The organism is Sphaerospermopsis sp. FACHB-1194 (assembly GCF_014696235.1).
GTDB lineage: Bacteria > Cyanobacteriota > Cyanobacteriia > Cyanobacteriales > Nostocaceae > Sphaerospermopsis > Sphaerospermopsis kisseleviana.
Map to the genome: position 1 here is coordinate 1 of NZ_JACJPU010000032.1, position 11,909 is coordinate 11,909.

Annotated in this window: 13 protein-coding genes; 6 read left to right on the forward strand and 7 right to left on the reverse strand. The window is 38.9% G+C overall.

Annotated features, from left to right (window positions below):
• Nucleotides 1–175: 175 nt before the first annotated feature.
• From map to H6F45_RS17460, 3 genes are all read right to left on the reverse strand, one after another.
• Complete coding sequence (gene map / locus H6F45_RS17450) at nucleotides 176–1,006, reverse strand: type I methionyl aminopeptidase (RefSeq protein ID WP_096572288.1); 831 nt, start codon at nucleotides 1,004–1,006, stop codon at nucleotides 176–178.
• Between the two features lie 671 nt (nucleotides 1,007–1,677).
• Nucleotides 1,678–2,172: a plastocyanin/azurin family copper-binding protein gene (locus tag H6F45_RS17455; protein ID WP_190347935.1), complete on the reverse strand. Its 495-nt coding sequence runs from the start codon at nucleotides 2,170–2,172 to the stop codon at nucleotides 1,678–1,680.
• Nucleotides 2,173–2,252: 80 nt separating this feature from the next.
• Nucleotides 2,253–5,069 (reverse strand): pitrilysin family protein, encoded by a 2,817-nt coding sequence (locus H6F45_RS17460; RefSeq protein WP_190347936.1) that lies wholly within the window; start codon nucleotides 5,067–5,069, stop codon nucleotides 2,253–2,255.
• A 75-nt stretch (nucleotides 5,070–5,144) separates the two neighbouring features.
• Here H6F45_RS17460 and H6F45_RS17465 point away from each other — a divergent pair, with 75 nt between their 5' ends.
• A complete protein-coding gene (locus tag H6F45_RS17465; protein ID WP_190347965.1) occupies nucleotides 5,145–5,384 on the forward strand; it encodes a hypothetical protein in 240 nt (79 codons plus the stop codon).
• Here H6F45_RS17465 and H6F45_RS17470 read toward each other — a convergent pair.
• The gene (locus tag H6F45_RS17470; protein ID WP_096572285.1) at nucleotides 5,291–5,713 is read right to left on the reverse strand and encodes a VOC family protein; all 423 of its coding nucleotides are present in this window, start codon (nucleotides 5,711–5,713) and stop codon (nucleotides 5,291–5,293) included. The genes H6F45_RS17465 and H6F45_RS17470 overlap by 94 nt on opposite strands.
• A gap of 197 nt (nucleotides 5,714–5,910) precedes the next feature.
• On the reverse strand, nucleotides 5,911–6,423 hold the full coding sequence (locus H6F45_RS17475; RefSeq protein ID WP_096572284.1) for a TIGR02652 family protein: 513 nt from the start codon (nucleotides 6,421–6,423) through the stop codon (nucleotides 5,911–5,913).
• Nucleotides 6,424–6,637: 214 nt separating this feature from the next.
• Here H6F45_RS17475 and H6F45_RS17480 point away from each other — a divergent pair, with 214 nt between their 5' ends.
• The 4 genes from H6F45_RS17480 to H6F45_RS17495 all read left to right on the forward strand — a co-directional run bounded on the left by H6F45_RS17480 (nucleotide 6,638) and on the right by H6F45_RS17495 (nucleotide 8,906).
• Nucleotides 6,638–7,159, forward strand: a complete 522-nt coding sequence (locus H6F45_RS17480) for a gamma carbonic anhydrase family protein (protein ID WP_096572283.1) — start codon at nucleotides 6,638–6,640, stop codon at nucleotides 7,157–7,159.
• Nucleotides 7,140–7,298 (forward strand): hypothetical protein, encoded by a 159-nt coding sequence (locus H6F45_RS17485; RefSeq protein ID WP_190347937.1) that lies wholly within the window; start codon nucleotides 7,140–7,142, stop codon nucleotides 7,296–7,298. The genes H6F45_RS17480 and H6F45_RS17485 overlap by 20 nt, the downstream gene beginning before the upstream one ends.
• A gap of 95 nt (nucleotides 7,299–7,393) precedes the next feature.
• Nucleotides 7,394–7,519, forward strand: a complete 126-nt coding sequence (locus H6F45_RS17490; RefSeq protein ID WP_096572282.1) for a photosystem II protein Y — start codon at nucleotides 7,394–7,396, stop codon at nucleotides 7,517–7,519.
• Nucleotides 7,520–7,613: 94 nt separating this feature from the next.
• A complete protein-coding gene (locus tag H6F45_RS17495; protein WP_190347938.1) occupies nucleotides 7,614–8,906 on the forward strand; it encodes a Mur ligase family protein in 1,293 nt (430 codons plus the stop codon).
• Between the two features lie 248 nt (nucleotides 8,907–9,154).
• Here the strand turns inward: H6F45_RS17495 and H6F45_RS17500 are convergent, their stop codons facing one another.
• Both H6F45_RS17500 and H6F45_RS26630 read right to left on the reverse strand, forming a co-directional pair.
• Nucleotides 9,155–10,453 carry a sugar ABC transporter substrate-binding protein gene (locus H6F45_RS17500; RefSeq protein ID WP_137669110.1) on the reverse strand — a complete coding sequence of 433 codons (1,299 nt, stop codon included), beginning with the start codon at nucleotides 10,451–10,453 and terminating at the stop codon, nucleotides 9,155–9,157.
• A 281-nt stretch (nucleotides 10,454–10,734) separates the two neighbouring features.
• Nucleotides 10,735–10,881 (reverse strand): hypothetical protein, encoded by a 147-nt coding sequence (locus tag H6F45_RS26630; protein ID WP_242052655.1) that lies wholly within the window; start codon nucleotides 10,879–10,881, stop codon nucleotides 10,735–10,737.
• Here H6F45_RS26630 and pilM point away from each other — a divergent pair.
• A complete protein-coding gene (gene pilM, locus H6F45_RS17505) occupies nucleotides 10,874–11,908 on the forward strand; it encodes a type IV pilus assembly protein PilM (RefSeq protein ID WP_242052656.1) in 1,035 nt (344 codons plus the stop codon). The genes H6F45_RS26630 and pilM overlap by 8 nt on opposite strands.
• Nucleotide 11,909: the final 1 nt, after the last annotated feature.

Below are 11,909 nucleotides of genomic sequence, written 5' to 3' on the forward strand. Positions count from 1 at the left end.
TCGTTGTTGCTTGTTAACTTTGAGTTGGGTTTTGAATCCTAGTAGCATACAGTGATTTTACTGTAATTCTGTCACAAAGCAAAAGATGACAGGAAATTTTCAGTAAATGTGAGTATTTGTTAGTATTAGTTAAGAAAACAGTAACTAGCTACTAACCCCCAGTAATTGTACCTTATTAAACCAATGATCTATCAGTTAAAATCTCATAACCATCTTCTTTCACTAACACAGTATGTTCAAACTGAGCAGATAAAGCATTATCAACAGTTACAGCAGTCCATCTATCAGCCAAAATTCTGGTATTTTTTGAACCTGCATTTAAAATTGGTTCAATGGCTAAAGTCATACCAGCACGTAATTTCACATTGGGAATCTCACGAGTTCTATAGTTAAAAACCGCAGGTTCTTCGTGTAAATTTCTACCCACTCCATGACCTGTAAATTGTTCCACCACACTAAATTTATTCATTTTTACATGGTCTTCAATCGCACCAGCAATATCCGCAAGGTGAGCGCCGGCTTTAACTTGTTCAATTCCTTTATATAAAGCTTCTTCCGCTATTTTTATTAATCTAGCTGCTTCTGGGGTGACATTTCCCACGGCAATTGTTATACAAGAATCACCATGAAATCCCTGATAATAAGCACCTGTGTCAACTTTTAATACATCACCGGAGCGAATAACCTTTTTCGGACTAGGAATACCATGTACAACTTCATTATTAATACTAGAACAAATCGAAGCCGGAAAACCGTGATATCCTTTAAAGCTAGGAGTTGCACCCATTTCGCGGATACGTTTTTCTGCATGAGCATCTAAGTCAGCAGTTGTCATTCCTGGTTCTACTAACTCAGAAATTTCTTTGAGAACAGTGGCTACAATCTTAGCCGATTGTCGCATGATTTCGATTTCGCGGGGAGATTTAATTTCTATACCCCTGCGTTGTCTGGGTGCTGTGGGTTTGGTTTGAACTGTTTCAGAAATTAGGTTGCTGAGAATGTTCATCATGTAATTTAGTAATTTCCGTGACTTTACGGCTTAGATTTCAGGTTGTTGAGATTTATTGCAAAAAATATCTATCTTTACGTTAGCTTATTTTGCGTTATTTAGAAAATTTGGTAACGGGTAATTGGTAATTGGTAATTTTCCATCCCATGTTTTATAAGTTTTTTTAATCTGAATTTTGCCAAATTTGTTCAACTTACTATTTTTCGCAATAAATCACCTCTATTCTCAATATTATTGAGAACATTATCAATAATTTTACGAGTTTAGGTTTTTTCAGCGATTGATATTTACTTACTAACTTTTTCTGGTACTATATATGTATAATCTAAGGGATTAATATATCATTTTTATAATTATTACAAGATAGTTATTCCTCATCGGAATCCATTGTATCAGGTTCTATCGTTTTTGTCAACAGTTTAATCTCTCTATTTGGCGGGTTTTTCTGGTAAAAATTCACAACTATAAATCCTGTACATTCTTAAATCCTGATTTTGAGAAAGATAGATAAAGATATAGGACTAATATTTGATTTTTGAACAGAACTCCATACATGGTTCGGCTTCGCTCACCATAAATACTGACAGCCTTCTTTCCTGTTCCCTGTTCCCTGTTCCCTGTTCCCTGCCTCTACAAAAAATTCATGAATCAAATCAGATCACTATAGATTAGGATTTAATGACTATTTCTCCTTTCATACCTGCTTCAGAATGTCCGGGGATGGTACAACGTAAATTATATTTTCCGGTTTTGAGAGGAACAAACACCCATTCTGCTTCTGCACCGGGTTTGAGTTCTAATTCGTGGATGTTACCTTTAATTTCCACATTTCCCGCTTCTACCTTTTGGGTCCAAATAGCATCAGCGAAATCTTTACTTGTAAAATAATGCTTGACGGGGCTAGGGTTAGTTAAAACTAGCTTGTACAGTTTTCCTGATTGAAATTCTAAAAAATTAGGTTCAAATTTCAACTCACCCGCAGCATTTCCCAGGCTGACAGTAATTTCGGACGGTGGTTGTTTGAGTATATCAACAGAGGAATTGTTTAAGTTTTCTGCGATCGCTAAATTTGTATTTGTGAAACTCAGACAAATCAGAAGTGTCAATAAACAAAAGACTGAATATAGACGTTTAGTAATTTGCTTTACAAAATAGGTATACATAATCAAAGTTCCTAGTGAGCGATAAGTCGCTCAAAATCTAAATTAGCATGAGGACTAAAGTCCTGACTACATACGTTTTGTCACTTAATAGAATTATCTGCTATTATTGCAGGTCCAGCAGTAACTACTACCAATTTATCAGGATCGAGTTGCTGACGCGCAAATTGATCAACTTCGTTTTTGGTGACTTTTTGGATTTTTTCTGCAAAACCCTGTAATTCTATCCCATCCAGTCCAAAAACCTCGTTCATTAAAATTCTAGCGGTTAACTGCTCTGGTTTAGACAGTGAAATATTATAGTTACTAATCAAAGTGCGTTTTGCGGTTTCTACTTCTTCTGGGGTGACACCTTGCTGATTTATTTGTTGTAAGATTTTGCGGGTAGTTGCGATCGCCTTATTTGCATCTTCAGGACTGGTTTGCATTTCAATTAAAAATGTGCCAATATTCTTTCCCCCTTGGAAATTACTATAAATTCCATAAGTCAAACCTAAGCGATCGCGCACTTCTGAACCAAGTCTACCAGATACGCTGTTTCCTGCCAAAATTTCATTCAAAACCAAAGCTGAATAAAATCTCGGATCTTGACGTTTGACACCCAGATCCCCCATATAGGTGATAGTTTGCGACTTTCCGGGTAACACTGAATTAATCTGTAAACCACGTTCCGTTTTTACCACCAGGGGATATTCTACCATCGGTGGTTTTCCCTGAACTCGCCAATTACCAAATTGAGTTTCTAAGAGCGATCGCACTTTTTCAATTTCAAAATCACCCACCAATACTAAAATCATCGTATCTGGGCGATAATGTTTTTGTCGAAATGCCATCACATCTTTCCGGGAAATTTTCTGTATACTTTCTAAAGTTGGGAAAATGTGTAATGGATGATTTTGCGGATATAATGCTTGCATAAATTTCCGGTTTGCTACTTCATCAGCATCATCCAGTTCTAACTTTAAGCCATTTACAGCTTGTTGACGACTAATTTCTAACTCTTTTTTAGGAAAAGTGCTATTTTTAACGACATCAGCTAAAGTCTCCAGCAAAACTGGTAAGTCTTCCTGTAAACTTTTACCCTGAATCCGCACACCTTCCCGCAATGTGGTAAAATCTAAACTCGCTCCCCTACGATCTAAAATATCTGCAATAGTTAATGTATCTTTGGTTTTCGTCCCATTTAACAAATTATCCGCCACTAAAGACGCTAAACCGGCTTGATCAGTTTTGTCAAATTCCTTTCCTGCTTTAATATATCCACCTAACGTCACTGTCGGACTACTCTTGTCTGGTAATAACAACACCCGCAACCCATTGACAAACGTTAAGCGTTGTGGTACGTGTGGAATTGAATGATTAAAATCATCAATCTTTTCATCTGTAGCTGGTAAATACTTCGTCACCTCAGATGCAGTTATTTTCACACCAGTAGTTAAATTTTCTGCTGTGGAAAATTCAGAAGTTTGATAATTTTCATCTTGGGCATTTTGCACAGGTACAAAAAAACCAACCGCTGCTGCTTCTGGTTTTAGATACTTATTAATTACATCTATCACATCCGCTGGTTTGACTTTGCGGACATTTTCTATATATCGTTCTGTATATCTATAATCATTAGCAATAAGCAGATCATTAGCAAACTGCATCCCTTGACTGGTGATATCACGTCTGTTTAAAATTACATTTGCTATGAGTTGACTCTTAGCGCGTTCAACTTCCTCTAATGTTACACCAGTTTTGACAAGTTTCGTTATTGCGTTCTTGGTAGTTGCATCAATTTTTTGTAAATTTTGATTAGGTGCAACAGTAACAGATAAATGATACCAGCCAATTGCTCGCAAACTGACAACATGAGCAGAAATATCAGTTGCTAAACCAGATTTTACCAAAGCCTGATACAAATAAGAATTTTTTCCCCCCGTCAAAATATAATCCATTACTCCCAAAACTGGAGTATCGGGATCATTTAAATGGGGAAGTGGATAAATTATCTGTAAAAACTTTCCCGCACCAGGTTCTTGTAAAACTATAGGAGAAGTTGGTACTTGGGGAGTTGGGGGTTTAGGGAGTTGGGGAAGTCGTTGACTTTTGGGAATTTTTCCAAATATTTCCTTAACTGTTTCCAAAGCCCTTGCAGTTGGGAAATCGCCCACAATCACCAAGATAGCATTATTTGGATGATAGTATTTATCATAATAATCCCTCACCTGCTCAACTGTCAACCTTTCCACATCAGCCACAGTACCCGCAGGAGGTAAACCATAACCATGATCAGGAAATACAGACTGCATCACAGCACGCTTGAGGCGGTATTTAGGACTATTTTCATCACCTTGTAACTCAGAAATAACAACCCGCTTTTCACTTTCTAGGTGTTGGTTATCAATGAGTAAATTTTCCATTCTGTCTGCTTCCAGTTCCAGCAGTGCTTTCAGCTTATCGCGTTCCGCAGTATGGTAATATGCTGTTTGCTCAAAACTGGTAAAAGCATTAGAGTCACTACCCAAAGCACTAAATAACTGTCCAAACTGCACCGGACGGTTTTTTGTGCCTTTAAACATTATGTGTTCTAACTGGTGAGCAATACCATTGATGCCAGGAGCTTCTTTAGCCGAACCTATATTGTACCACATTTGCACCGTAACAACTGGTGCATTATGAACTTCTTTAGTGAGAACAGTTAAACCATTATCCAGAACAGTCTTTTGAACATTGTTTGTCACTGTCAGATTATTTTTGTTTGCGTCTACGGATATTTGCTGATAATGTTCCCAGTTGAGTTTAATAAAATTGAGATTTCCAGAAAACAAGTATCTCAGCAAAAAGGCTGATATCAAGGAGAAAAGGAATAATAGTAGCGGTACACGATAGCGATGGAAGCTAGAAATTACAAGCATATATTTTTTGAATATAAGTAAATAAGACTACATCTTTTTACCTATACAGTTCGAGTTTAAACTTTCTGGAAAATTTTGGGAAGGAGTTCAGGAGTCAGGAAAAAGATAAATATTACCTGTTCCCTATTGCCTTCTTACTGTCACCAGTCACCAGTCACCAGTCACCAGTCACCAGTCACCAGTCCCCAGTCACCAGTCCCCAGTCCCCAGTCACCTGTCACCTATTTCCCCAAAAACCGAATAAACTCCAAAGGTAAACCGTCAGTGTCAGCAATGAAAGTGACTTCTAAAATGCGATCGCCTATTTGCTGCTGAGTTGGTTCTAAAAGAACTTGGAGAGGTGACAACTCAGATACATCAGAGATTTTCGCTTTTAAGTCTGACAACCAAATATATAAATCTGGTACGGTTTGGGTTAAATCAAAAGAAAGATGATAATAACCCACATAATGCTCATCTGCAAAAGCATCAGGGGCGGGTTTCGGCTGTGGGATCTGGATCAGTTCAATGCGGCTATCTAATCCTTCCATCCAGCAAGCTAAAGTATAACCGGTAGTAAAGCGATCGGCAACCGTAAATCCTAACTGTTCATAAAATGCGATCGCCCGGTGAATATTCGCAGTTCTAATAGAAGCATGGTGCATGGAATTTTAGATTTTAGATTTTAGATTTTAGATTTTAGATTTTAGATTTTATATAAATATAAGTAAATATGCTGGTAAAAGCTTAGTAGCAAAGCAAATGGCAAAAGGCAAAAGGCAAGAGATAATAAGAAGATAAATATGCTTACCAATTACCAATTATCAATTACCAATTACCAATTACCAATTACCACTAATATCTACTCAAACAACCGGAAATAAGGATAGCGCACAGGTACACCAGGTTCTTTATCCAAATCAAAATTAATCACATCCCAAGATGGATCTTCAGCGGGATCAGGTCCAAACTCCACTGGTAAACCATATAAACGAGCAGTACCAGCTTCCGGTTGTCCAGAACGCCAAGGACTGCTGCGTTCTAAATAACCACTCATTAACTCTTGATAGCGACGGGCAATAATTACCCTTGTAGCCCGATAACCTTGAGTATATAGCTTATCTAAAGCCTCGTGAATTTCAAAGCGAATGCCATCAGGATGAGTATGTTGTCGATACCATTCATTATTCCACCTCCGCCAATGACGACCCGACTGGAGATGTACCAACTCTTCCGTTTTCGGGTTCGCTTCAAAAGCGCCATGACGCGTACATAAATAAGTATCAGTCAACGTCAGCGCCGGAATAGTCTGGCGACAGTGTGGACACTGTATTTCAGGTCCAAATATTGGGTACTGTAAGCCTGGATTCATCATGAAGTGTGTACAAGCATAGTTTTATTTTTACCAGCACCAATAGGTTGGATTTAACACTTCGGCTCTACTACTTTGAGTGAGTTGCCGCAAAAGCAAATCTCAGCAGTTTTTTCCTTAGCGTACAGACCAAACGACTGTGGTATCCTGGTTGTGCAACCAGCCTCAAAGGTTGGAGTTTTTCCAGTGTTCCTGGGTACCATATCAATATTCTATCGTGTCTACTGTTTCCTATTGGACATCTCCCGATTTTTCTCAAGCTGCCTTTATCGCAACCAACGCCGTTGTTGTCGGATCAGTCAGGATCGCAGCAGGGGCAAGCATCTGGTATGGTGCAGTAGTGAGGGGGGATGTAGAACGTATTGAAATCGGCGAATGCACAAACATACAGGATGGAGCCATTTTACATGGTGATCCTGGTCTGCCCACCATCTTAGAAGATCATGTTACTATAGGACATCGTGCCGTGGTACATTCTGCCCATATTGAACGGGGGAGTTTAATTGGCATCGGCGCGATAATTTTAAATGGAGTCCGCGTTGGCCATAGTAGCATCATTGGCGCTGGTGCAGTTGTTACCAAAGACATACCCCCATTTTCCCTAGTAGTTGGCATCCCCGCTAAAGTCGTCCGTCAACTCACAGAAACGGAAGCTGCCGAACTCATAGAACACACCCAAAAGTACCACAAATTAGCCCTCGTTCACGCCGGTAAGGGGGATGATATTGGTTTTAGGTAATATTATTCCCAATCACCAATCACCAATCACCAGTCACCAGTCCCCAGTCCCCAGTCACCAGTCACCAGTCCCCAGTCCCCAGTCACCAGTCCCCAGTCCCCAGTCCCCAGTCCCCAGTCACCAACTTCAACATTCTTGACAATGCCCCTTGGAAAAATACCCGACTTCAGATAAAAATAAAAATTGATATCTGTTGACAAAACTTTAATTTCTAGATAACAGAGGTTTCTAAATATGGACATTGATACCCGTGTAGTCATCGTTTTAGCACCATTAGCCATTGCAGCAGGTTGGGCTGCTTTTAATATCGGTGCTGCTGCAATCAGACAAGTGCAAAACTTTTTAAATAAAGAAGCATAATTTAGGTAATGGGTAATGGGTAATAGGTAATGGGTGATATTTCTCCAATTACCAATTACCAATTACCAATTACCAATCACCAATTACCAATTCTGTGAACATCAACTCCCTACTGCAACCCTTTCAACACTTTGGCGTTAACCTGGAACTACCCCGCATTGTCAAATTATTGGCAAATCTTGACAATCCCCATCAAAAAGTACCAGTGATTCATGTTGCTGGAACTAATGGTAAAGGTTCTGTTTGCGCTTATCTATCATCTGTTCTCACTGAAGCCGGTTATCGCACAGGAAGATATACTTCACCTCATTTAATAGATTGGCATGAGCGCATTTGTATTAATGAACAACCCATCACTTCAGAAAATCTGTTTCAATTAATACAGCAAGTTCAAGAAGCAATAGATAAAAATGGAGAATCACCGACCCAATTTGAAGTAATTACCGCAGCCGCTTGGTTATATTTTGCACAGCAAAAAGTCGATATAGCCGTGGTAGAAGTGGGATTAGGTGGTCGTTTAGATGCGACTAATGTTTGCGAAAAGCCTTTAGTAACAGTAATAACTTCTATTAGTAGAGAACATTGGCAACAATTAGGACCCACAATATCTGATATTGCCAGAGAGAAAGCGGGTATAATTAAAGCTGGATGTCCTGTAATTATGGGACCTTTACCAGAAGATGCCGAAAAAGTAGTAATATCCCGCAGTTTAGAATTACGAAGTCCGATTTTTACCCCGCAACCAGCAGTAGAAATTAATCCTGGATGGGCAGAATATCAGACAATTGAAAATTCAGGATCAATTAAATATAAATTACCATTAAAAGGGCAAATTCAATTAACAAATTCTGCCTTAGCATTAGCCGCTTTAGAAATATTACAACGACAAGGATGGGAGATTTCTGAACAAGCAATTATTAATGGGATAGAAAAAACCAAATGGCCAGGAAGAATGCAATGGTTTACCTGGAAGAATAAACAGAATAATCACGATTATCAATTATTAATAGATGGCGCACATAACCCAGCATCAGCAGCAGTTTTGAGAAATTATGTAGATAGTATTACCCCACCCCGCAAGCAGGGAGGGGAGTATAATTCTATAACTTGGGTAATGGGAATGTTAGCGACAAAAGATCATGGTGATATTTTTAAGGAGTTGTTAAAAAAAGGAGATAAATTATATTTAGTACCTGTGCCTGATAGTAATTATGCAAATTTAGAAGATTTAAAAAAATTAGCTTTAGAAATTTGTCCAGATTTAGGTTTTTGCAGCATCTATGAAGATGTATTTTTGGCTTTAGATGCTGCTTTCACCTCTTCAGAAAACCTGGTTATTTTATGTGGTTCTCTTTATCTCATCGGCTATTTTCTAGGTAATTCATAATTAGGGTTTGCTGAAAAAGTCCCTTCGTTGAGGCAGGGAATAGGGAATAGGGAATAGGGAATAGTTTTAGCTATCTGTTATCCCCAGATTTTCTAATTTATGAGACCCAAAATGCACAGTTTTTAAGGTATACCCTTCAAAAATCTTGCACTTTCTTTCCTCCTGATCAGCCTCAAACCTTTGATTTACCAGTATTTTGGGTTTATTCAGCAAGCCCTAATTATCAATTGTCAATTGTCAATTATCAATTACCTATTATCCCATTGTTGTGCTGCATCTGTGACAGCTTGATCAACTGTTTTTTGTTTTAACATTGCCGCTTGGAGATTTTCATAAATTGCCTTTTGCAACAATTTAAAATCCTTCATTTTGGGAGTTAAAACTTCTGCTTTTTGCATTTGTTCAGCACTGATAATTCTGGCTTTTTCCACAGTAGAAGCATTAGCCGGAACTTCCTGAAAATAACTATCTGATAAAGCTTTCACCGTCGAAGGTAAAACATTTGCAGCTTTAGCAAAAGCTAATTGATTTTCGTCATTGGTGACAAATAAAGCAAATTTCACTGCTGCATCAGGATTTTTGGTAGCACGGGGGATGACAATATTCATTACAGCCACATTTTTCTTACCTGTATCACCGGTTATTTGGGGTGCGATCGCCGAAGCTTTAGCAATTTCTGGGGCATTATTAGAAATAGTCTTCAAAAACTCAGGACCAGAAGCTAAAAACGCCGTTTCCCCAGATTGGTATAAATCAATAGCATGACGATGGCCTTGAGTCAATGATTCTTTAGGTAGTAATCCTTTCTGATATAAATCTACCCAATACTGAAAAGCTGCTTTTCCTTGTGGTGTGTTAAAAGCCGCCTTACCCTCAGCATTTACCAAAGTCACACCCATTTGCACAAAAGATTCCAAAACCTCACCAGAATCTTGAGGTACAAAAGTAGCAAAAAAGGCGTATTTACCAGTTTTATCTTTAATTTGTTGCGCCGCTTGTGCTAATTCTGTATAAGTTGCAGGTGGTTTTGTGATACCTGCTTGTTTGAGCAAATCAGTGTTATAAATAGTTAACCTCGTAGTCAGATACCAGGGAATCCCAAAACTTTTACCATTGAGGGTACTAGCTTGCCAAATATTGGGCAAATAGGAGGAACGGACTTCACTAGGGACCTTTGCATCCAAATCTAACCAGGCATTTCTTCCTGCTAGTTGGGAAGCAAAATCTGGGTTAAGGTTAACAACATCTGGGGGCGTTTTTGCGGAGACAGATGTTAAAATCTTGTTCTCCATCGCAGCCCAAGGAACATCCACCCATTTGACTTTGATACTGGGGTTTTGGGATTCAAAAGTCGAAATCAGACTTTGGAAGTAGTTAGTAAATTGGGGTTGGAGTTGCATCGTCCAAAACTCAATGGTGGCGACTCCTGAAGCAGCAGGTTTTGTAGTTGTACTCACATTACCCGTGCTGCAACTGACCACCCAACTAGCTAATAAGCCAAACAAAACCCAAACAGTTAGTTTTTGTAATTTTTGCAATCTGATCATCGTGGTAATATTTTTACGATTAACGAGGGTGATTGGTGATTGGTGATTGGTGATTGGGGACTGGGGACTGGGGACTGGGGACTGGGAAAGAAAATTTTAGATTTTAGATTTTAGATTTTAGATTGGAGTTAACAAAAACAATCCAAAATTCTTGCATCCAAAATCCAAAATAAATAACTCCTGACTCTTGTACGGGCGTTCGCGAAGCGTGCTGGAAGCATCAGCATTCGGAAAATAGCCTTTTCATAAAATTGATAATTGGTCGCCCGAATGCTTCGCCCCTACGACTCCTGACTCCTTATCATAAATTTTCCATTTAGCAATCTAGCAGGTAAAACTGTGGTTAGCATCTTGAGTAATCTTGGTAATCTCCTTGGTAAATCCAACAAAGGTGTTGGTATTGAACTAGCACCAGATCGAATGAACATAGTTCAAATGCGTAAGCAGCGCCAAGGTTTAAAAATAGAATCTTTGATAACTTACCCCGTCCCAGAGGGAATAATTATAGATGGTAAGATTAACGATTCTCCCCGGATGGCGGAAATTATCCAACAGGCAATAGCTGAAAGCAAAATCCAAGCTTCCCGTTTTGCTACTTGTATTCCCGGAAAAGATGCTATTGTGCGTGTGATTCCTGTACCAGCTGAGTTGGATGATAAAGAGTTGCGGGACATTGTGCTTAACCATGAAGCAGCATTGTATTTACCCTATCCACGAGAAGAAGCTGATGTAGATTATCAAAAATTGGGGTATGTTGTAGACGAGGATGGCATTGAAAAAGTACAAGTGCTTTTGGTTGCCACTCGTAAAGAAGTGACAGATACCTATATTAATACTTTTGCCGAAGCTGGATTAGCAGTTGATGTTTTAGAGATTAACAGTTTTGCTCTGATTAGAACTATTCGGGATCAGTTGCGACTATTCGGACCCCAAGAAGCAGCAGTTTTAGTTGATATTGAATTTGATAGTACAGAAATTGCCATCATTATCAATGGAGTACCACAATTTTCTCGTGCTGTGCCTATAGGTACATATCAACTGCAAGCGGCTTTATCTAGGGCAATGAATTTGCCCATATCACGGGAGATGGATATGTTGATGGATATGATTATTCCCGCAAATCCTTTGGATGTAGCTAGAACCGGGCTGACTGGTGCTAATCCTGGTATGAGTCCGATGTTAAAAATACTAGGAGAATTAGCTGATGAATTACGTCGTTCTATAGATTTTTATATCAATCAGAGTGAGGGTTTAGAAGTTGCACAGATTTTACTAGCTGGTATGGGAGGAGGATTGCAACAACTGGATGAATTTTTTACTCAAAGATTAGGTTTTCCTACTACTCAAATAGATCCGATCAGAGATTTATCTTTGGAAGTAGAAGAAGATAAATATCCCCCAGTGCAACGCCCTGGTTTGGGGATAGTTCTTGGTTTAGGAATGCGGGAGGCATAAA